Origin of the sequence: Streptomyces sp. NBC_00154 (assembly GCF_026342835.1) — a bacterium.
GTDB lineage: Bacteria > Actinomycetota > Actinomycetes > Streptomycetales > Streptomycetaceae > Streptomyces.
In genome coordinates this window covers 1587562-1609505 of the sequence record NZ_JAPEMI010000002.1, presented here as the reverse complement: position 1 = coordinate 1609505, position 21944 = coordinate 1587562, and the positions used below count along the sequence as shown (strand labels likewise).

17 protein-coding genes and 1 pseudogene are annotated in these 21944 nt (G+C 66.9%); 11 read left to right on the top strand and 7 right to left on the bottom strand.

Going from position 1 to position 21944, the window contains the following annotated elements:
- The first annotated feature begins 8 nt into the window (after positions 1-8).
- Together OHA03_RS44035 and ppk2 are read left to right on the top strand one after the other, a co-directional pair.
- On the top strand, positions 9-524 hold the full coding sequence (locus OHA03_RS44035) for a hydrogenase maturation protease (protein WP_267009509.1): 516 nt from the start codon (positions 9-11) through the stop codon (positions 522-524).
- Positions 525-557: 33 nt separating this feature from the next.
- The gene (gene ppk2 / locus OHA03_RS44030) at positions 558-1379 is read left to right on the top strand and encodes a polyphosphate kinase 2 (protein ID WP_267009508.1); all 822 of its coding nucleotides are present in this window, start codon (positions 558-560) and stop codon (positions 1377-1379) included.
- On the opposite strand, the pseudogene OHA03_RS44025 reads toward ppk2, so the two are convergent.
- Positions 1368-1529 (bottom strand): annotated as a pseudogene (locus OHA03_RS44025) (universal stress protein); the annotation flags it as partial. The gene ppk2 and the pseudogene OHA03_RS44025 overlap by 12 nt on opposite strands.
- Before the next feature lie 194 nt (positions 1530-1723).
- Here OHA03_RS44025 and OHA03_RS44020 point away from each other — a divergent pair.
- The 3 genes from OHA03_RS44020 to OHA03_RS44010 all read left to right on the top strand — a co-directional run bounded on the left by OHA03_RS44020 (position 1724) and on the right by OHA03_RS44010 (position 6177).
- Positions 1724-3070, top strand: coding sequence for a nicotinate phosphoribosyltransferase (locus OHA03_RS44020; RefSeq protein WP_267009507.1), 1347 nt, complete (start codon positions 1724-1726; stop codon positions 3068-3070).
- Positions 3071-3215: 145 nt separating this feature from the next.
- Positions 3216-3839 (top strand): CBS domain-containing protein, encoded by a 624-nt coding sequence (locus OHA03_RS44015; protein WP_267009506.1) that lies wholly within the window; start codon positions 3216-3218, stop codon positions 3837-3839.
- Positions 3840-4224: 385 nt separating this feature from the next.
- Positions 4225-6177, top strand: coding sequence for a multicopper oxidase family protein (locus OHA03_RS44010; protein WP_267009505.1), 1953 nt, complete (start codon positions 4225-4227; stop codon positions 6175-6177).
- Between the two features lie 33 nt (positions 6178-6210).
- Here OHA03_RS44010 and OHA03_RS44005 read toward each other — a convergent pair whose 3' ends face one another.
- From OHA03_RS44005 to OHA03_RS43995, 3 genes are read right to left on the bottom strand one after another with little or no spacing between them, the layout of a single operon-like run.
- Entirely contained in the window at positions 6211-8829 is a 2619-nt protein-coding gene (locus tag OHA03_RS44005; RefSeq protein WP_267009504.1) for a cation-translocating P-type ATPase, read from the bottom strand.
- 35 nt (positions 8830-8864) lie between these two features.
- On the bottom strand, positions 8865-9722 hold the full coding sequence (locus OHA03_RS44000) for a universal stress protein (protein ID WP_267009503.1): 858 nt from the start codon (positions 9720-9722) through the stop codon (positions 8865-8867).
- Positions 9722-10624: a universal stress protein gene (locus tag OHA03_RS43995; RefSeq protein ID WP_267009502.1), complete on the bottom strand. Its 903-nt coding sequence runs from the start codon at positions 10622-10624 to the stop codon at positions 9722-9724. The genes OHA03_RS44000 and OHA03_RS43995 overlap by 1 nt, the downstream gene beginning before the upstream one ends.
- A gap of 239 nt (positions 10625-10863) precedes the next feature.
- Between OHA03_RS43995 and OHA03_RS43990 the strand changes: the two genes are divergently transcribed.
- The 6 genes from OHA03_RS43990 (at position 10864) to OHA03_RS43965 (ending at position 15808) form a co-directional block, all read left to right on the top strand.
- Positions 10864-11598, top strand: a complete 735-nt coding sequence (locus OHA03_RS43990; protein WP_323181390.1) for a CBS domain-containing protein — start codon at positions 10864-10866, stop codon at positions 11596-11598.
- Between the two features lie 128 nt (positions 11599-11726).
- A complete protein-coding gene (locus tag OHA03_RS43985; RefSeq protein WP_267009501.1) occupies positions 11727-12596 on the top strand; it encodes a universal stress protein in 870 nt (289 codons plus the stop codon).
- Positions 12597-12624: 28 nt separating this feature from the next.
- A complete protein-coding gene (locus tag OHA03_RS43980) occupies positions 12625-13311 on the top strand; it encodes a CBS domain-containing protein (protein WP_267009500.1) in 687 nt (228 codons plus the stop codon).
- Positions 13312-13561: 250 nt separating this feature from the next.
- Positions 13562-14155 (top strand): CBS domain-containing protein, encoded by a 594-nt coding sequence (locus OHA03_RS43975; protein WP_267009499.1) that lies wholly within the window; start codon positions 13562-13564, stop codon positions 14153-14155.
- A 12-nt stretch (positions 14156-14167) separates the two neighbouring features.
- Entirely contained in the window at positions 14168-14794 is a 627-nt protein-coding gene (locus tag OHA03_RS43970; protein ID WP_267009498.1) for a CBS domain-containing protein, read from the top strand.
- A 138-nt stretch (positions 14795-14932) separates the two neighbouring features.
- Entirely contained in the window at positions 14933-15808 is an 876-nt protein-coding gene (locus OHA03_RS43965) for a universal stress protein (RefSeq protein WP_267009497.1), read from the top strand.
- A gap of 144 nt (positions 15809-15952) precedes the next feature.
- Here the strand turns inward: OHA03_RS43965 and OHA03_RS43960 are convergent, their stop codons facing one another.
- The 3 genes from OHA03_RS43960 to ppsA all read right to left on the bottom strand — a co-directional run bounded on the left by OHA03_RS43960 (position 15953) and on the right by ppsA (position 21722).
- Positions 15953-18637, bottom strand: coding sequence for a cation-transporting P-type ATPase (locus OHA03_RS43960; protein WP_267009496.1), 2685 nt, complete (start codon positions 18635-18637; stop codon positions 15953-15955).
- 133 nt (positions 18638-18770) lie between these two features.
- Positions 18771-19226: an Hsp20/alpha crystallin family protein gene (locus tag OHA03_RS43955; RefSeq protein WP_267009495.1), complete on the bottom strand. Its 456-nt coding sequence runs from the start codon at positions 19224-19226 to the stop codon at positions 18771-18773.
- Positions 19227-19295: 69 nt separating this feature from the next.
- Positions 19296-21722: a phosphoenolpyruvate synthase gene (gene ppsA / locus OHA03_RS43950; RefSeq protein ID WP_267009494.1), complete on the bottom strand. Its 2427-nt coding sequence runs from the start codon at positions 21720-21722 to the stop codon at positions 19296-19298.
- Between the last annotated feature and the right edge of the window lie 222 nt (positions 21723-21944).

Genomic DNA, 21944 nt, shown 5'->3' with positions numbered 1-21944 from the left:
GTAAGCGCGTGAACCTCACTACGCGGATCGCCGTCATCGGCGTCGGGAACGAGTTCCGCCACGACGACGGTGTGGGCTGGGCCGTCGTGGCCCGGCTGACAGAACGAGCCGCGGAACGGCCACTGCCGAGTGCGACCGCCCTTCTGGTGTGCGACGGCGACCCCGCCCGCCTGATCACCTTGTGGGAAGACGCCGACCTCGCCATCGTGGTGGACGCCGCACACGCACACCCCGGGCATCCCGGTCGGCTACATCGCCTGAAACTGGATGATGGGCAGCTGTCGCAGACAGGCAGTGCGACGAGTTCCCACGGGCTCGGGCTCGGCGACGCCGTCGAACTCGCCCGTGAACTGGACCGCCTGCCTGGACAACTGGTCGTCTACGCCATCGAGGGAGCCGACAGCAGCCTGGGCACTGGCCTGTCAGCACCCGTCGCAGCCATCGTGGAGCCGCTCACCGAATGGATCGCGGAAGAAATCGCGCTGCACGTGGGTTCTGCCGGCACGTTCGGCGCTGACGCTTGACTTCGAGCGTGGTCCCCTCCGTAACGTCATCCCATGGCAGACGAGAAAGGCACAGGGAAGCCGGGAAAGCTGCGGCGCTCGCTGTACGAGCCGGAGCTGTACCGACTCCAGACCGAGCTCGTGAAGCTCCAGGAGTGGGTACGGGCCGAAGGCGCACGGCTTGTCGTGGTGTTCGAGGGACGTGACGCGGCCGGCAAGGGCAGCACGATCAAACGCGTCACTGAACACCTCAATCCCCGGGTAGCACGCATCGTCGCGCTGCCGCAGCCCACCGAGCGCGAGCGCAGCCAGTGGTACTTCCAGCGGTACACCGAGCATCTTCCGGCTGCAGGGGAAGTGGTCCTCCTCGACCGGAGCTGGTACAACCGCGCGGGCGTCGAGCGCGTCATGGGTTTCTGCACCATGGAGGAACACCAGCGGTTCCTTCGCCAGTGCCCGATCTTCGAGCGGATGCTGGTGGAGGACGGCATTCTGTTGCGCAAGTACTGGTTCTCGGTGAGTGACGCCGTGCAGGAGGAACGGTTTCGACGCCGGCTGCAGGATCCCACCCGTCGATGGAAGCTCTCGCAGATGGACCTGGAATCGATCACCCGCTGGGAGGCCTACTCCCGTGCAAAGGACGAGATGTTCGTCCATACGGACATCTCGGAGGCTCCCTGGTACGTAGTCGAGAGCGACGACAAGCGCCGGGCTCGGCTGAACATGATCGCCCATCTTCTGTCATCCGTGCCGTACGAAACAGTCGCTCCACCGGTGATCGAAATCCCTCGGCGGCCACCGGCCACCGGATACCAACGGCCGCCGAGGGACCTTCAGACGTACGTCCCCGACCACGCCTCAGAACTAAAAAAGTGAGGCGGGAAGGCGCCCCACACGATCAGGACGGTGGTGGAGCAGGGCATCTACGACTCTGTCGAGCTGGAGACCGAGGTGGCCGCGGCGGCGAGGCGCTCCGACGACGATCAGGTCCGCGGCAGCCGAGCCCTGGGCGAGTACTTTTACAGCTGTCAAGAAGGCCACTTCACGATCCGCCTGGGCCGCACCCATGACGTGCCCCTCTGCTGCAGCAACGGTGGCACGCGGCTCGCTGGGCGCCGGCTGGCGCCTGGGTGGCCCTCGGGGCGCCGGAGGCCGATAGTGGAGGGGGAGGAAGCAGGCAGCCAGGCGCGTGAACCGTACAAGGCGGGAAGGTGCCGTCGATGTCGAATGCCACGAGCACCGACCTCTACGAGGTCACGATGGCCCAGTCGTATCTGAGCGAGGGCATGACCGGTGCGGCGACGTTCAGTCTGTTCGTGCGCAACCTGCCTCCGGACCGCGGATTTCTTGTCTGTGCCGGGCTGGAATCAGTCCTCGACTTCCTTTCCGCCTATCGTGTGGACGCGCATGACGTGGACGTCTTCGCCTCTGTGATGGGACGACGGCCCGAGGATCTGGCACCACTGCTCGGCCTGGAATTCAGTGGTGAGGTCCGGGCAGTGCCCGAAGGGCGCATCGTGCTGGCCGGCGAACCCCTGCTGGAAATCACTGCCCCACTTCCGCAGGCCCAACTGGTTGAAACCTACGTACTCAACCAGCTCAACCACCAGACCGCCATCGCCTCCAAATGCGCCCGGTGCGTCCTGGCCGCCGACGGACACCAGGTGGTGGACTTCTCCCTGCGGCGCACTCATGGCATTGAAGCCGGACACCGGGCCGCTCGACTGGGTGCCATGGTCGGCTTCGCCGGAACCAGCAATGTGGCGGCGGCTCACGCCGAGGGCCTGTCCGCAGTCGGCACGATGGCCCACTCGTACATCGAGGCATTCGGTCTTGAGGAGGACGCGTTCCGGGCCTTCGCCCGGTCCCATCCAGGCCCTGTGACACTCCTGGTGGACACCTACGACACCGTGACTGGCGTGGCGACGGCGGCGCGCGTGCTGCGCGATCTGGGGCTCGGTCCGGGGTGTGCCATACGGCTGGACAGCGGTGACCTCGGAGCCCTGGCCGTACAGGCTCGAACGATCCTTGATGCCGCCGATCTACAGGAGACCCGCATCGTGGCGAGCGGTGGTCTCGACGAGTTCGCCGTGGACAGTCTGGTCGGCTCCGGAGCGCCGATTGATACGTACGCCGTCGGGACCCGGATTGGCGTCTCCGCGGATGCCCCTTACCTGGATTCCGCGTACAAGCTGGTCGAGTACGACGGTCGGCCGGTAATGAAGCTTTCTTCGGCCAAGGTGACGGCGCCAGGGCGCAAGCAGGTGTTCCGAAGGCCGGGATACGCGGATCTCATAGCTCTCATCGACGAACCGCCGCCTCCGGACGGCGTCCCGCTGCTGGAGTCGGTCATGCGGGAGGGCCGACGTGTTTCGGAACGCACACAGCTGGACACAGCCCGGCGAAGGTTCGCCGCTGACCTCGCGGCGCTGCCGCCCGGGGCTCGCACCATATGGGCGCCCGTCGCGCCGAAGGCGGAACTCTCAGGGCTCCTCAGCTCACTCGCGGCACATGTCCGCGGATATATCAAGAAGAATCTGATAAGGGACGCGGGCGAAGTCATTTGATTCGATCTCGCCACCACGCGCAAGCCATTGCTCTCGCCGACCGATTGCAGGTCTGTCGGATTCACTCTGTCCTTTACGCCCCTCACGGCAGCAGCAGTTGTCCGTGATGAACGCCGCCGCAACAGCCCCGCCCGAGGAGCACCCCATGACTGCATCTCGGTACATCGTCAGCGACGTCATGACCCACACGGCCGTGGCCATCGGCCGCGAGGCCTCGTACAAGGAGATCGTCGAGCTGATGCACCAGTGGAAGGTCAGCGCAGTGCCGGTACTTGAAGGCGAGGGCCGTGTCGTCGGGGTTGTCTCCGAGGCGGACCTGCTGCCGAAGGAGGAATTCCGGCAGGATGAGCCGAAGCTGCCCGACCAGCTCGAGGAGGCATCCAAAGCCGACGCGGTGCTGGCCGACGAGCTGATGTCGAGTCCCGCCGTCACCGTCCACCCCGATGCCACGCTCGCCGAGGCCGCCCGCATCATGGCGCGCAAGCGGGTGAAGCGTCTGCCCGTCGTGAACAGCCTCGGCATGCTGGAGGGTGTCGTGAGCCGCAGCGACCTACTGAAGGTGTTCCTGCGCCCGGACGAGGAGATCGACGAGGAGATCCGCTCCGCTGTTGTCGCGGAGCTCGTTCCCCCGGTCGAGCTGGACTTCTCGGTGCTGGATGGTGTCGTCACCCTGCGAGGGCCTCTCCAGAACCGTTCTCTGGTGCCGCTTCTCGCTCGGGCCATTCGCGCGGTCGAAGGCGTCGTGGACGTGCGCATGGAGCTTGTCTGAAGCTCCCTCCAGGCTCTGCGTCCTGCAGCAGCCGGTCCGGCTCCGCCGTGCGGGTGGTCGCGACTCAGCAGGGGTATCGACTGAGTGAAGTTCCTCCGGCGCAGTGCACACTCGACCTCCACGCTGCGGGGACGGTGTCGTGACTGAGCTGCTGCTGAAACGTGGCCGGGCCGTACCAGTCTCCTTTATCAAGCCGACTGTCGCCACAGTCGTAGGCGATGCGCCGTGAACGCCACGGAGTGGAGATCCGGGCGACCTGAAACGCTGCACTTGCACGAAGACCTCGGCCCGCGACGTTCCGAGTGGCTCTTCTTCGTTGTGTCCGAAACACTGGAACGGTTTCTGGGACTACAGCCGATGGGGGGCCGTGTCCAGGAGGACTCAGATGGCCACAAGGCGTCAATTCATCAAGGCCGGCCTAGGCGGCGGAACCTGCCTCTTCCTCCCAGCCGGGCCGGCCTCCACGCCGGCCTGGCTGGGGTTCCCCAGTCGCGTCCTGGACCCGACGACAATCGACAAGTACGTCACCGAGCTCGCCGTCCCGTCAGTCATGCCCTGGGCCGAGAGGGACGAGGCAGGACACGTCGATCACTACACGATCGGTGTTCGGCAGTTTCGGCAGCAAATTCTGCCGGCCGGTATGCCTGCCACGACGGTGTGGGGGTACGGGTCGACCCGGCATCCGGGAAGCTTCGCCTACCCGTCATGCACCGTCGAGGCGACCTTCGGCCGGGCCATACAGGTCACGTGGGTGAACCAGCTGCTCGACCGCCACGGCAACCATCTGCCGCACCTGCTGCCGGTAGACCCCACACTGCACTGGGCCAACCCTGAAGGCGGCATTTCATGGCGTGATGCCCGACCGACCTTCACCTCGACACCCGGCCCCTATACCGGGCCCGTGCCGATCGTGACCCACCTGCACGGGGGGCACAACACGCAGGAGAGCGACGGCTACCCCGAGGCGTGGTATCTACCCCGTGCATCCGACATCCCCGACGGATATGCACGGGTGGGCTCCTTCTATGAACAGTTCAAGATGATATTCGAGGACCAGTTCAATGCAGCCTGGGAGCCAGGAACCGCCGTATTCCAGTACGCCAACCAGGAGCGAGCCGCCACCTCCTGGTTCCATGACCATGCCCTGGGGGTCACTCGGCTGAACGTCTACGCGGGGCTGGCGGGCTTCTACCTCCTGCGTGGCGGGCCTGCCGACCTTCCGAGCGGTGTGCTTCCGGGGCCGGCACCAAAGCTCGGTGCCCCCCCGGGGAGGCACTACTACGAGATCCCGGTCGTCATCCAGGACCGGTCGTTCTCCACCGACGGCAGCCTGTTCTACCCGGCGAGTCGCGCATCCTTCGACCACTTCACCGGTCCCTACATCCCCGGCAGTGACATCTCCCCCATCTGGAACCCGGAGTTCTTCGGCAACACGATGGTGACCAACGGCCGTACCTGGCCCGCTCTCTCCGTCGAGCCGCGCCGCTACCGCCTGCGGTTTCTCAACGGCTGCAACGCACGCTTCCTGATCTTGAAGATCGTCACCGACCCGATGGCCGCTCGTCCCGCAGCCCCGGTGCTCCCCTTCTGGCAGATCGGTTCGGAGGGAGGCTTCCTGCCCGCACCTGTGCAGCGCGACCAACTGCTCACCGCCCCGGCCGAACGCGCCGACGTCATCGTCGACTTCACCTCGATCCCGGTCGGCACTGATCTGTACCTCATCAACGAGGGCCCCGACGAGCCGTTCAAGGGTGGGCGAGCGGGCACAGACTTCCGGCCGGCGGCACCCGGGACCACTGGACAGGTCATGAAATTCACGGTGGCGCGACCGCTCGCTACGCCGGACAGGACCGTACCCCCCGCCCGCCTCGCCCTCCCGCCGTTCGAACCGCTGGGTCCAGCGAGCCACACGCGGCAGGTCTCGTTGCAGGAGCAGAACTCCGCGGTCCTGTCGGGTGTGGGTCCCCGCGTGGTGATGCTCGGCACCGTGGACCGGCACGGAAAGCGGACCCCCATGGGATGGAGTGATCCCATCACGGAGAACCCGGCACTCGGGGCGACTGAGATCTGGGAAATACATAACTCCACCGGCGATGCCCACCCGATCCACATCCACGAGGTTCAGTTTCAGGTCGTCGACCGGCAGAGCACCGGGCACAGCGCAAGACCGCCAGAGCCCGGGGAGAGCGGTTTCAAGGACACGGTGATCGCCTATCCGCACGCCATCACCCGGGTCAAGGCCACCTTCGACCGGGCCGGACAGTATGTGTGGCACTGCCACATGCTGGAACACGAGGACAACGAGATGATGCGGCCGTACCGTGTCGGCCCTGCCTGAACGCGGAACGCCTCGCTTTACCCAGACATCGCTCTATGGCGGTGACGGACGGGTTCTTGACAGGCTCGCACCAGTCTCTGACTTCGCCGCCGCGGCCTTCTTCTCCCGGAATGCGTTTCGTGTGATCCGAGCGGCCAGATAGCCACTCACGAAGGCGGCCGTCGCAAGCGCGACCCCGGACCAACCGAGCGGCTCGGTCTCCAGGACCGACCGCAGCGGCTGAGCGTACAGGGCCGCCAGCGCCAGCAGGGCGGACGCGAGTACAGCCAGGGGGAGGAAGAGGTTCTGCCGGGTCAGCAGACGCGACCGCAAGCCCAAGACGACGCCGAGTTGCGCGCCGAGCAGCGACAGGAACAGGACGCTCTGCCACGGAAGGTCCCAGGCACGTGCGACAACGCCTACCGCCAGACAGACCGCGGTGACGACCGTGGCCAGCGTGAGGAGGCGCTGCCAAGCTCCGGCGCCGAGGATGTGCTGGCCGGGTGGCCGCGGTGGCCTGTGCATGGCGTCCGGGGAGGCCGGCTCTGCGCCCATGGCCACACCCGTCAGACCATGGGTCAGCAGATTGATCCACAGGATCTGGCCGGCCCGGAGCGGCAGCGGGAGTCCGACAAGGGGACCGACCAGCATGACGAGGATCTCCGCAGCACCGCCGGCCAGGCCATAGACGAGGAAGCGCCGGATGTTGTCGTAGACGCGCCGGCCTTCCTCGACGGCCGCGACCACGGTCGACAGGTCATCATCGGTGAGGACGAGGTCGGCCGCCTGTCGTGCGACCTCCGTTCCCCGCTTCCCCATCGCCACGCCGATGTCGGCCCGGCGCAGGGCAGGGCCGTCGTTGACGCCGTCGCCGGTCATGGCCGTGACCGCGCCTCGAGTACGCCAGGCGTCGACGATATCCAGCTTCTGCTGCGGGTTCGTCCGGGCGAACACCCGTGCTGTGGTGAGGTCGACCACGCGCCCCGATGCCAGATCAGCGCCACTGAGCACCGATTCGTCACCGCTGTCTCCGTCAATGAGTCCCACGCGAGCGGCCACCGCGCGTGCTGTGGCGGGGTGATCGCCCGTAATGAGGACTGGTGTAATCCCCGCTGCACGGCAGGCGGCGAGAGTGGCGGCCGCCGCTGGTTTCGGGGGATCGCTGATGGCGACGAGGCCCAGCAGCCGCAGGCCCGTCTCAGCTGTGGCCGCGCTGCTCGGTTCGTTCCACCGCTCGGTGGACGCCACGGCGAGCACCCGGAACCCGCGGGAAGCAAGGATCGACGCCTGTTGTCGCGCGCCCATCAATACGTCTTTTCGGTCGGCGAGCACAGACACATCGAGGACCACTTCCGGCGCGCCTTTCAAGCACACCAGCAGAGCACCTGAAGACATTCGGTGCACCGTGGTCATGCGCTTGCGGAGGCTGTCGAACGGCGCTTCCCACGTCCTCGGGTACAGCCGCCTGATTTCCGCCTGATCCGCACAACCCGCTTTGGCTGCTGCCGCCAAGAGAGCGGCTTCCATGGGGTCACCGACCGAAGTCCACCGGTCCTCCTGGGCGGTGTGATCCTGCGGTGGCCGCAGGGCGGCGTCATTGCACAACGACGCCGCCGTCAGCAGGTCCCGTACGGGGCCTAGTTCAGCAGGCGTCGGCTGCCTGCCATCGACCTGGATGTCTCCGTACGGTTCGTAACCCACTCCGAAAAAATCTGCCCCGAGCCGCGGCGTCCATACGTGCTGGACCACCATGCGGCCTTCGGTGAGGGTTCCGGTCTTGTCGGTGGCCAGCACCATCACGGAGCCGAGCGTTTCCACGGCCGGGAGCCTGCGTACGACGGCGTGCCGGGCCGCCATACGCCGGGCACCCAGTGCCAGCGCGAGGGTCACGACGGCCGGCAGGGACTCGGGGACCGCCGCGACGGCCAGGCTGATCGCCGTCACGGCCATGGTGCCGGCCGGCAGGCCGCGTGCAAGCCCGAGGACGAAGACCACCAGGCAGAGTCCCAGCGTGACGGCAGCCAGGATGCGCCCCAGGGAGGCGAGACGGCGCTGTAGTGGTGTCGGCTCGCGTGCGCCGTCGAGGAGTGCGGCGATACGGCCGAGCGCACTTCCGGCGCCGATGGCTGTGACCGTCGCGACGCCCCGTCCGCGGACCACGACAGTCCCGGCACCCAGTGGCGCACCGGCATCCTTGTCGACAGGGACGGACTCCCCGGTAAGCATGGATTCGTCGATGAGGAGGGCGGATGCCTCGATGAGCTCTGCGTCGGCAGCGACGATGTCGCCCTCGCCGAGCAGCAGTACGTCGCCGGGCACCACAACCGCTGCGGCAATCTCGCGTGCTGAGCCGTCCCGCAGAACACGAGCGCTCGGTGCCGACATCGCCGACAGGGCTGCCACGGCGTGGTCGGCGCGGATCTCCTGCGCGACCCCCACCGTCGTGTTGAAGACGATCACCAGACCGATGACCACCGCATCCGCGTGGTCGCCGATCACAATCGTCAGCAGTGCCGCACCGAGCAACACCATGATCAGCGGATCACCGAGCTGCGCAATGACTCGGCTGTACAGAGGTGCGCTGCGCACCTCTGCCACCTCGTTGCGGCCGTGCTCGGCCAGACGGCGCTCGGCCTCCGCCCCGCTCAGCCCGCCGGGCTCCTCTACTGGCACTCGTCCGCGTCCGTGGTGGTCGTCACGATGAGGCTTCACACGAGGGGAACTGTGATCACCGGGCAGTGCGCGCGGTGCAGCAGTCCGTGGACAACTGAGCCGAGCCGCATGCCCGTGTAGCCGCCCCGGCCGCGGCGGCCCACGACGACAGCCAAGGCGTGCTCGGAAGCCCTGGCGAGCTCCTCCACCGGATGTCCGGTCGGCACCTCGTGGGCCAGGTGCACGTCCGGGTGCTTCAGCGACCAGCCTGCTGTGGTCTCGGAGAGCATCCGTCGCTGAGCCTGCACGGCGGCCTTCGCGTCGTGCAGCGTGATCACGGGCGGCTGCCACACCGAGACGGCGCGGAGTGCAGCCCCGCGGAAGTCGGCCTCCTCGAACGCCAGCCCCAGCGCCGCCTTCGAGGACTCGCTGCCGTCAATTCCCACGACCAGGTAAGTCGGCTGTTGGGTGACGTGCTCCGCATCGCCCACGACCACCACGGGACAACGTGCCTGGGCGGTGACAGGGACGACGAGGGAGCCGGCGCTGAAGTACTCCGCCGTACGGTTCAGGTGTCGGGATCCGAGGACGATCATCCGGGCCTGCTCGGACAGTCGGGCAATCACGGAAGCCGGCAAGCCATCGAGCAGATGGGTGACCGGCTGCAGTTGCGAATGGCGCGCCCGGGCCCAGTCGGCACCTGCATCGAGAGCGTTCGACCCGGCTTGGAGCATGGACATTCTGCGCGGGCCGTCATCGCAATGCTGCGTGTCGTGTTGTGGAGGTACGGCCACTACGAGCCGAAGCTCCAGCCCGCGTCGATGGGCCTCGTCCGCCGCCCAGGCCAATGGCAGGTGCCAATCCTTGGCCGGATCGATGCCGACGACGAGCTCGCGGCGTTCAGCTGCGCCCATCACGACTCACTCCCGTGACCGGGACCGTGCCGTGGAATGAGTTGCACCGGACAGTGCGCGTGGTGCAGGAGACTGTGCGTCGTCCGTCCAAGGGTGCGTCCGATGTAACCGGGCGACCGCCGCCCGCCCATCACCAGCAGATCCGCGTGATGGGATGCGTCGACCAGAACTCCGGCCACGGTGAGACTTCCCTCAGCATCCGCCTGCACGGTCAGGGCCGGGAATTCATCGCGGATCCCGTCCGCCACAGCCGTCAGTTGGTGAACCTGTTCGCCGGCGATTCCTTCGACGTCGTCGAGCATGGTCACGGCCAGTCCGGCGGACTCGAGTACGTTCCACACGTGCAAAAGCCGCAGCGATGCCTGGCGGAGCTCGGCTTCGCGTGCCGCGTACCGGGCGCATTCGCCGTCGTGCTCGTCACGGACCGCGGCGAGCACTACCCCGGCCTCGCCCCCCTTCTCAACACCTCTGACCACGATCACGGGCGTCGTGGCACCTGCAGCAACCTTCAGACCGACGGATCCGAGCATCAGGGATTCGAACCCGCCGAGACCCCGGTTCCCCACCACGACAGTTCCGCGAAGGCCGGCGGTTCGGTGCAGGCTGGGGGCGGCGGAACTGCGGCTGAGCTCTGTGGTGATGTGCACGCCGGGATACTGGTCCCTGATCGCGGCGGCAGTGTCCTGCAGCAGCTCATGGCCCGCGTTGCGTACACGCTCGATGCTCTCCACTGAAAGGTAGAGAAACCGGCTGTCCGTGTCGGCCGCGTGGACGATGTGCAGCGGACTGTCACGGCGTGCAGCCTCGGCCGCCGCCCACAACGCTGCCCGCCGGGCCGGCTTGGAACCATCGACGCCGACGATGACGGCACCCAGATCCAGGCTGCCAGTGGTGCCTTCCATGGTTCCTCCTCACCGAGAGCCAGCAAAAAGGGTCAACTCTCACGCTGGCACCGCGGGGCCCCGCATGTAGAGGGCCGCTCAGGACCGCCCGGGGCCCAATGGTCCCTGTAGAGGGAATCTTGCCCTGCCCGAACACCCGAGCCGGGTCCGACCGGTCCCGGCTGAGACCCATTCGGCCCTCCTCACTTCGGTACGGCTCGGCGGATCGTGGTCTCTGAACGACCTCCGGCATTACGTCCGTGCGGGTCGGCGAGACGGCAGGAGGTGCCTCCATGAAGCACATCAAAGTGGGCGACCTGATGACCGACGAGGTCGTCTCGGTCCTCTCGGTCACCTCCTTCAAGGAGGTCGCGAAGCTGCTTGCACAGCACAACATCAGCGGACTGCCCGTGCTCGACGACGAGGACCGGGTTGTCGGCGTGGTCTCCGAGAGCGACCTGCTGAGCCGGCAGGCGGCGGGACATCCGATGAGAAGCGGCGCTCCTGACGCCGCCCCTTGGACCACGGTCCCTTCCTTGGGCCCAGAAGTCACCGCTGCTGAGGTCATGTCAACGCCGGCGGTAACTGTCCGCGCGGAGGAGACCGCTCCGGACGCCGCCCGGCTGATGGCACGCCGCGGCGTGGAGAGACTCCCGGTCGTAGACGACGAGGACCGGCTCGTCGGCATCGTCACGAGACGGGATCTGCTCCGCCTGTTTCTGCGACCCGACGCGGAGATACGACGACGCATCATCGAGGACGTAGTTGTGGGCACGATGGGGCTCGAAACCGACGCGGTCGCCGTCCATGTGATAGATGGCGTTGTCACTCTGGAAGGCCGGTTGGAGAACCGGAGCCAGATTGCGATCCTGACACGCCTTGCCGAACAACTCGACGGGGTGGTCGCGGTCATGGGCAATGTGACTGCACATGCCGATGACCCCGTACCCGCTCCCCCACAGTATGTCGCGCATGGGCTGACCGGAGAGCGGTGAGACGCATGCCCAGGACACAGAGGGGCTGATCGGCCCCGCAACGGGCCACATGGCCCCTCCTCCGCTCCTGGCCCGCGGGCCACACTGAGAGTGGATGACAGCAGAGCTGCGAGCGGGAGGTTTGCGGCATGAAGCACCTCGTGACCGTCGGCGTCGATGGCTCCCCCGAGAGCCGGGCGGCCGCCGTTTGGGGTGCCCAGGAGGCGTCCTTGCGGGAGGTCCCGCTGAGGCTCGTCCACGTCATCGACTGGCCCATCAGTCCAGCCGTTCCGCGGTTGGACTGCGACACGGCCGGTCGATGGGCCGACGAGGCGCTCGCCGCGGCTCTGGAGGATGTACGGCGTCGGCACCCGCATCTGGAGATAACCACCCGGTACCTCTCCGGCAGGCCGGCCGCCGCCCTGGCCGTCGAAGCAGCCGGTGCCGACCTGCTCGTCCTTGGCTCTCGCTCCTTGGGCAGCCTGCTGGGCTTCCTCGTCGGCACGGTGGGCACGGCGACCCTTGTAGCCACCGAAACGCCGGTGACCCTCGTACGGGTGGCGGACGGACCGGAGGACGCCGAGCCGACCCGGTACGGCGAGATGATCGTGGGGGTCGACATCCACGAAGCACCCGACAAAGTTCTGGCCTTTGCCTTCGAAGAGGCCGCCCGCCGCAGTTGCGCCTTGCGGGCGATTCACAGCTGGAAGCTTCCTCGCGCCTATAGGTCCTTCCCCAACGTCGACCCCGACAACGAACGGGAAGCAGGTCGGAGTGTCGCGCAGATGCTCGACGAACTACTGGAGCCCTGGCGCCGCAAGTTCCCGTCGGTGAACGTCGACCAGGTCGCGCTCATGGGACCGGCGGGTCCTCACCTCATCCAGGCATCGGCGGGCGCGGACCTCGTCGTCGTCGGCCGGCACCTTCGCCGGTCCCCTCTGGGTGCGCATCTCGGGCCGGTGACGCATGCCGTCCTGCATCATGCCGCAGCCCCCGTGGCTGTCGTAGCCCACGGCTGACAGCCCCGAACGAAAGGGAAATCGGACCATGTTGCACCGCACTGTCTCCGAAGTCATGACCCGGGACGTGGCCACGGCCAGCCCCGAGGCGACACTCAAGTCGGTCGCCTGGAGCCTTGACTACAACGATGTGTCGGCTCTGCCCGTCGTGGACACCCGTCATCACCCCATCGGCATCATCTCCGAAGCCGATCTGCTCCGCAGGCAAGCCGGGCTGCCGGACACAGAGGGCCGTGACCAAATGCGCGAGACGGCCGCTGTGGACCGCCGCATCATGGACGCCCGCACAGCCGGCGATCTGATGTCCATGCCCGTGCTGACGGCCCGGCCTGACTGGGGCATCGTCGAAACAGCCCGCTTCCTGAACGCGCGCGGGGTCAAACGGCTTCCGGTGATCGACGACACAGGAACACTCATCGGCATCGTCAGCCGGTCCGACTTGCTGCGGCCCATGCTCCGCCGCGACGACGCCATACACGATGAGATCGTCGACGAGGTGCTGGGCCGAACTCTCCGGATGACGCCAGGGGGCGTGACAGTAACCGTGCAGGAAGGGGTCGTCACCCTGAGCGGCAGGGTCGAGGAACACTCAACCATTCCGATTATTGAACACCTGTCCCTTTCCGTCGATGGTGTCGTCAGCGTCGACCAGTACCTCGAATACGCCGTGGAGGACCTGCCCCCGGATTCAGCGCGTGACACAGACGACCGCTGAGCACTCACACCATGGGACGGAAAGAGCCGACCGCTTCTCGCGGTTCCCGATTGTGCGGTGCACGGCCGCCAGCCGCTTCTCCGCATCCTCGCAATGACTCTTTCCGTCAATTTCATGAAATCACCGTTTGCGTCAGGACAACAGGGCCGAACAGTCCCCTGTGGACCCCGGGTGGTCCTACCGCCGGCAGACAACGCTGCCGACGCTGGGACATACAGGGCCGTTCGTTCTCGGAGGAATCATGAAACAAATGCGTACCGTCGATGACGTGATGACGCATGCCGTTATCTCGGTCAACCGCACAGCGCCGTTCAAGGACATCGTGAAGACCATGCGGCAATGGCGGATGAGCGCTCTGCCCGTCCTGACGGACGAGGGACAAGTCGTTGGCGTGGTCTCCGAAGCAGACCTTCTGCTCAAAGCACAAGGTGGGGACGAGTCCCGCGCCGTCTCCGCCGGTCAACTCATGACCGTACCCGCCGTGACGGTTACCCGGAATGCAAGCATCGCGGGTGCCGCTCGGCTGATGGCCCGCTGCCACCTCAAGCGGCTGCCCGTCGTCGACGACGACAGCCGCCTGATCGGCCTGGTCAGCCGGGGTGACCTTCTGAAGATCTACCTCCGCCCGGACGAGGACATCGCCGAGGAACTGCGTGAATTGATCATGGCTGAGCTCATCCCGGCCGGCTCGGCGACCGTGCACGTCCAGGTGTCCGACGGTGCCGTCCGCCTGGACGGCTGCATCCCCGACCCATTGCTCAACGACGTGCTGGTACGTGTCGCGCGCACGGTGCCGGGAGTCGTGGACGTCACGGCCCGGCTCGACGTCGAAGTCCCCGCCTGAAGGAGAGGGACGATGAGGCATCGCAGAGTCTTCGACCTGATGACGCCGACGGTCGTAAGCGTCCAGCGCGGCACCACGTTCAAGGAAATCGCCCGGCTCCTCGACGAGTTCGACATAACTGCCGTGCCTGTCGTGGACGAGGACGAACGTCCCGTAGGCGTCGTCTCCGAAGCCGACCTGCTCCACAGTCGCAGCTCCAGGGGCGGCGCGAACACCGCCGTCGATCTCATGAATCGCCCGGCGATCACTGCGACGCCCGAGTGGAACGTCGTCCGCGCGGCCCGTGTCATGGAGAAGCACAAGGTCAAGAGACTGCCCGTCGTCGACGGCGAAGGCCGACTGATCGGCGTCCTGAGCCGCAGCGACCTCCTACAACTCTTCCTGCGCCGGGATCACGCAATCCAGGAAGAGATCCTCGAAGACGTCCTGACGCACACACTCCGGCTCAGCCCCTCGTCGCTGACCGTCGAGGTCGCCGACGGTCTCGTGACCCTCAGCGGCACCGTGAGACGGCGAAGCCTCGTCCCCGTCATCCTGCGTCTGTGCCGGAGCGTCGACGGAGTCGTGGACGTGATCAATCGGCTCAACTACGAGCGGGACGACATACCGGTCGATGCACGGACGGACACCCAGGGGTAGGAGGAGACCCGTGGCACATCGACACGTACCCGAGTTCATGAGCACCGCGGTCGTCACCTCAATGGAACACCTCATCCAGATGTACGGGGGCGGCGAATCCCGCAACCGCAAGCCAGTCCCTATCCGCGGAAGGCCATCATGAACCAACGCATTGTCGTCGGCCTCGACGGAACCACGGAAAGCGTCGCGGCGTCCCATTGGGCCGCTCGGGAGGCGCTCCTGCGCGGCGCGCAGCTGCACCTTGTCCATGCCGAAGAATGGTCGGCGCCCCCCGCCATCCCGGCCGCCAGTTCCGATGTGCGTCGCCGGTGGACGGAGGCCCTCCTGCGCGAGGCTTATGACGAGCTTCGAGAGGAACACCCCCAACTGGACATCATCACTGAGTCGTTCGATGGTCGGCCGGCTGACTCGCTGGTCGGTGTGGCAGCGAGCGCGGGCATGGTCGTCCTCGGCTCCCGAGGACTGGGCACCCTCACGGGATTCGTCCTCGGTTCCGTCGGCATGGCGGTCATCCAGGCCACGGAGCGGCCCATTGTCCTGGTGCGCGCGGCAGAGGACGCGACGCCGCACATCCATGGGCGGCACATGGACCGCGACATCGTCGTGGGCATCGACATCAGTCGACCGTGCGACGCTCTCCTCGCATTCGCATTCGACGAGGCGTCACGGCGGGCCTGCACACTCCGTGCTCTGCACAGCTGGATGCTTCCCCCACTGGCGGGGTCCGGATCCGCGTACAACCCGGAAGTCAATGCGCAGATCACTCAAAGCCTGAACACCGGCCTGGACGACATGCTGAAGCCCTGGCGAGAAAAGTATCCGACGGTCGACATCGATGCACAGGTGGCAGTCGGACGTGCCTCCGAGCAACTCTTGGAGACAGGTTCTGAAGCAGGCCTCATAGTCGTCGGCCGTCGCATCCGCCGCTCCTCGATCGGCGCACACATCGGACCGATCACTCACGCGATCCTCCATCACGCCACCGCACCCGTCGCCGTCATCGCTCACGAGTAGGGTCCCGGAGCGCCGCAGCTCGGCAAACTGTGGTGGGCTGCACGGCGGGCGAAACGGGCACGCATGACCGCATGAGTAGCCCCTCACGTTCTTGGCAGCGTCAACGGACACGCCGTGCGAGCACGCGAAGCTCCGGACGATGCGTCAGGACTGTGCTTTTCGGTGTGCGCGTCGGGCCCAGCGCCGCAGTTCGTCCGTGCCCCAGACAAGGACGGGGAAGGTGGCAATCAGAGCGACGACGTCGAGGGGCAGGGCGGCCGTACCGAACATCCCCTGAAACAGCGGCACATAGACGAGTACTGCGGTGAAGGCCAACTCGAAGGCGATACCGGCCAGGAGCAGAGGGTTGGTGAACAGGCCGATGTCTCGCAGCGCGGCGTGGTCGGTGCGGGCGGCCATCGCAGTGCCGACCTGGCAGGTGACGATGCCGGCAAACGTGGCGGTGGTCGCGGTGATGTACGCGTGATGCAGCGCAGTGCCGGGGCCGGTCGCACTGCCGGGGTGCCAACCCGCCCGCCACAGCACATAGAAGAAGGCAGTCATGATCAGAGCGGCGGAGACCGCGCCGAGTCGGCCCCAGCTGCGGAGAAGCATGTCGCGGGAAATCACTCCCTGCGAACTCGGACGTGGTGGGCGGCTCATGACACCCGGCTCGGCTCGTTCGCGGCCGAGTGCGAGCGCCGGGAGAGTCTCGGTGCCAAGGTCGATGGCCAGGATCTGCAGCACGGTCAGCGGCAGTGGTACGGCACCGGCAGAGAGTGCAAAGACCAGGAAGGGGACGACTTCGGGGGTGAGGTGGGCAAAAATGTAGACGATGAACTTGCGCACGTTGTCGTAGACCCGACGCCCCGACTCGATGGCATCGACGATGGTGGCGAAGTTGTCGTCGGTCAGCACCATGGTGGCCGCCTCACGGGCGACATCAGTGCCGGAGCGGCCCATGGCGACACCGATGTGCGCGCGATGGAGGGCGGGGGCATCGTTGACACCGTCGCCCGTCATGGCGACGATCTGACCGTGGGCGCGCAGGGTGTCGGCCACTTTCAGCTTGGTCTCCGGTGAGGAGCGCGCGAAGACGACCTCAGCGTTCCCGTGTGCCAGGACCTGGTCGAGTTCGTGGTCGCCGATCGACTCGGACTGCGCCACCACGTGCAGGCTCGGTTCCCCGATGCCCACTTCTCGGGCTACTGCTGCGGCGGTGGCCCCATTGTCGCCGGTGACGATGTGAACGCGGAGTCCAGCCTCGTGACAGCGGCGGACAGCGTCCGCGACTTCGGGCCGTGGCGGGTCGTACAGGCCGACAAGGCCCAGGAGCCGCAAGTCTGTCTCCGCGTCCTGGCGCCGAACCGGCAGTTCAGAACCTGAGAACACCTCACGGCCGGCAACCGCCAGCACGCGCATGCCGTCGTGCGCGAGTTCATCCGCTGCAGCCAACGCCGCCGCACCGCGACCGTCGGACAGGAAGCGGGACACCGATTCCGGTGCGCCCTTGACAATGACGTGCAGATCCTGCCCCTCGTCACCCTGGACGACCGACATCAGGCGCAGCCGTGGGTCGAAGTGGAAGAGGGCGTGACGCCTGGTGTCCCGCTGGTCGAGGTCGACAGGAGCACCGTGGGCCGCGGCACCCTCGATCAGAGCGATCTCCGTAGGATCTCCGTGCAGTTCGCCCTCGGCGTCGCGGGTGACGGTGGTACACAGTGCGCTGGTTCGCGCCAGCGCTCCCGCCCAGGGGCCGTTGTCCCTACCGTGCTCCGGCGTCCACACTGCTTGGAGCCTCATACGGTTCTGGGTGAGGGTGCCGGTCTTGTCGGTACAGATGACGTTTGTCGATCCGAGCGTCTCCACGGCGCTCAGGCGTTTGATCACAGCCCCTTGGCGGGCGAGTACGCGTACGCCGACGGCGAGTGCAAGAGTGATGGTCGGCAGCAGACCCTCGGGCACGTTGGCGACGAGCAGGCCGATCGCGAACATGAGGGAGTCGGTCAGCGGCAACCCCACGGCGACACCGGATATCAGGAACACGACGCCCATCGCGACCGCTACGGCGGCAATGAGCCAGGCGACCTTCTTGACCTGCTTCTCCAGGGGGCTGGCGTCACGACGGGTGCGCTGGCTGAGCGCGGCGATGCGTCCGAGCTCCGTGTGGTCGCCGGTGGCGAACACGATCGCCCGCGCCTGGCCCCCCGTGCACGTGGTGCCACTGAAGACGAGGTTGGGCTCCTGCAGCAGTGGTGCCCCGACGAGTCCGGGACCGGCGATGCGTTCGGCAGGCGCGGACTCGCCGGTCAACATCGACAGGTCGACTTCGATCCCACCCTTGGCCAGACGTGCGTCGGCGGGGACCTTGACGCCCTCCTCGAGAACGACCAGGTCGCCCGGCACCAGGTTCCTCGCCGCTACGGCCGACGGGCGGCCGTCCCGGATCACCAAGGCCTGCTCGGGCAAGTATTTCGCCAGAGTCTCCACCGCCCGTTCGGCCTGCCGCTCCTGAAGGAGCGCAAACCCCGCGTTGACGATGACGACGGCGACAATGGCCCAACCGAGCACCGGGATGTCGGCGACGAACGCCAGCGCCGCGGCCGCCCAGAGCAGCAGGGCGAGCGGGTGGACCAGCTGCCGGACGAGTTCACGCCCCAAGGATGACCTCGCCTTGCGGCGGACCTCGTTGGGACCGTAGACGGCGAGGCGGCGGGCCGCCTCCCGTGCGGAAAGGCCGCTCGCCCCTGTGCCAAGTTCGCGCCGCAACAACGGCAGGGGCTCCAGTGGGTCGGGGCTCAGTAGCGGACCCTGGCCGGTGGTGTGTGGGGTGGCGTCGGCCTCGGTCATCTTCCGCTCCCGGCCCCCGCCGCGGCCGGTCGGCCCAGCGGGGGTCCGACGTGCCAGTCGCCGTGCGGTGGATCAGCAGCGCGTCGCAGCTCGTTCGCACGACAGTCGAACAACCGCCGCACCTGCCGATCCGTCACGACTCGCCGTCACCGTTGGTTGTGGCCCTCTTGACGGGGATGCTGCGTGCCGTGTCTGGTACGTCAGGCTCCATCGCTACGCGCACCGTGAGGATGCCGTCCTCGTACTCTGCCTCGACCCCCTCGGACGGAATCTGAGCCGGCAGGCGAACGGTGCGGTGGAAGGAGCCGTAACGGAACTCCGAGTGATCCTTCTCCTCCTTGCTCTCAGTGTGTTCGGCGCTGACGGTGAGGGTGTCGCCCTCGACCGTGATGTGGATGTCCTTCGTGGGGTCCATCCCGGGGAGCTCGGCGCGCAGCACGTACTGTCCCTCCTGGCTGGTCACCTCGATCGGGATCAGGTGGACTCCGGACATCGGCCGCCACATCGGGATGCGGGGAAAGTCGGTTCCGAACCAGTCCATGAGGTCGGGGAAGAGGTGACGCCTGCGCTCCATCTGGGTTCCGGACATGGTGTCCTCCGTCTCCAGCGCCTTGGCGGCGCTTTCCGCGGTGTCGGGTTCAGTTTCAGTCGCCAGACGTCAGGCCCGCTTGGGGCGGTCGGGTCCCGAATGGGCCGTTCGGTCCTCCCCGTGCAAGCTCAGTTCGGCAGCAGCCACGTGCTGCTTCACCGCGGCGAAGCTGTCCGGTGCCACTGAGATCGAGTCGATGCCGGTCTTCACCAGGAACTCCGTGAAGGCGGGGTCGTCACTGGGGCGTTGGCCGCAGAGGCCGACCGTGCATCCGACGGACTGGGCGCACGGAACCAGCGTTTGGATGCTGCGCGTGACCGCGGGGTTGGTCTCGTCGAAGACATGGGCGAGGGCTTCGGAGTCGCGGTCGACGCCCAGGGTGAGCTGGGTCAGGTCGTTGCTCCCGATGGAGAAGCCGTCAAAGCGCTCGGCGAAGTCCTCGGCCAGGATGATGTTGGACGGGATCTCCGCCATGACGTACACCTTGAGGCTGTTCTCGCCCCTGCGCAGCCCCTGCTCCGCCATGACGGCCAGAACCCGGTCGGCCTCTTCGAGGGTGCGGCAGAAGGGAATCATGATGATGACGTTCGTCAGGCCGAAGTCGTCGCGAACCCGTCGCAGTGCCCGGCATTCCAGGGCGAATCCTTCGCGATAACCGTCACTGTAGTAGCGGCTCGCGCCGCGCCAGCCGATCATCGGATTCGCTTCGACCGGTTCGAAGGCCCGGCCGCCGAGCAGCCGCGCATACTCGTTGGTCTTGAAGTCGCTGGTCCGTACGACGACCGGGTCGGGCCATCGAGATGCGGCGATGCGGGCCACACCGTACGCCAGTCGGTCGACGAAGTACTGGCCGCGGTCAAGGCAACCCTCGGTGAGCTGTTCGATGGCGCAGCGGTCATGCTGGTCCACTCGGTCGGGGTGCAGCAGAGCCATGGGGTGGGCCTTGACCTGGTGGGCGACGATGAACTCCAGGCGCGCGAGCCCGACTCCGTCGGCGGGCAGGCGCCACCAGCGGAAGGCGGCGGACGGATCAGCGAGATTGAGCATCACGCGGGTCCGGGTGGCAGGGAGCTCCGCGAGATCGGTTTCGCGCTCCTCGTAGGCCAATAGCCCCGCGTAGACCTGACCGCGAGCACCCTCGGCACAGGAGACGGTCGCCTCATGGCCTGTGCACAGCAACTCGGTGGCCCGGCCGGTGCCGACGACGGCTGGGACACCGAGTTCGCGGCTGACGATGGCGGCATGCGAGGTCCGGCCGCCATGGTCGGTGACGATCGCGGAGGCACGCTTCATGACCGGTTCCCAATCCGGGTCGGTGATGCCGGTGACGAGCACCCCGCCGGTCGGGAAGCGGTCGAGATCCACAGGCGAGTCGAGGACGACGACAGGGCCGGACCCGATGGCTTCGCCGACCGCTATGCCCTCGATGAGGCTCTCCCCTGGACTGACGGTCAGGCGACAGCGACGCAGCGTCGTCGTACGGCGCCGGGACTGTACGGTTTCGGGGCGGGCCTGGACGATCGCCAGCTCGCCGGTCAGGCCGTCCTTGGCCCATTCCAGGTCCATGGGGCATCCGTAGTGCTCCTCGACGGTCATCGCCCATTCGGCCAGTTGCCGGACTTCCGCAGCTGTCAGGACAGGTCGCGAGCGCTCCTCGCCGGTCGTGTCGACGGTCCGGGTCAGGCCGTGCTCGCCATAGACCGCCTTCTTCCGCTTCGCTCCGACCCGTACGTCGATCACGGCATCCAGTGCCGGGTCCTTCAGGCTCGGCTTGAAGACCGTGTGCTCGTCGGGGTCGACCTGGCCACTGACGACGGTCTCGCCCAGGCCCCATGCCGCGCTGACCACGATGACCTCGGGGAAGCCGCTTTCGGGGTCGAGGGTAAAGATCACTCCGGCGCCCGCGAGGTCCGAGCGGACCATGATCTGAACGCCGACGGAGAGAGCGACCGAAAGGTGGTCGAAGCCCATCCGCTCCCGGTAGTCGATCGCGCGGTCGGTGAACAGAGAGGCATAGCAGCGGTGGCAGGACTGCAACAGCTGGGCAGGCCCGCGGACGTTCAGGTAAGTCTCCTGCTGGCCGGCGAAACTCGCCTCAGGCAGGTCCTCGGCGGTAGCACTACTGCGCACGGCGACCTCGGGATCGTCGCGGCCCTGGTCGCGCGCGAGCCTCTCGTACGCGGTGACGATCTCGCTCCCCAGTCCGGTCGGTAGCTCCTCAGCCATGATCATCGACCGGATCGCCACCCCCACCTCATCCAGCACGGCCCCTTCGTGCAGACGTCCGATCTGCGCTGCCATCCGCGCACGCAGTCCGTGGCCATCGAGCAAATCTCTGTACGCGTCCGCCGTCGTCGCGAAACCAGGAGGCACCCGCACGCCTGCAGATGCCAGATGTGCGGTCATCTCTCCCAGGGAGGCATTCTTGCCACCGACACAGCCGACATCCTGCCGACCGAGCTCTGCGAACGGTACGACCCGTCGAGCGGTTGCCATGATGTCCTCCGCCGTATGTGCGGTGGCCGCGGGTTCAGTAGGGCATCGACCGACCGGAGGGGGTACGCAGATCCAGCTGCGGGCGCTTGCGCGGCTGCCTCGGCCGCATCTGCATCCGAGTGCGCTGCATCGTTGTCACCTCTCCGGGAGGCGGAGCCCGAGACGGCGTTCGACTTCCACGATCGCTCCGGAGGCGCCATCGCCGCAGTGCCGAGGGGACCA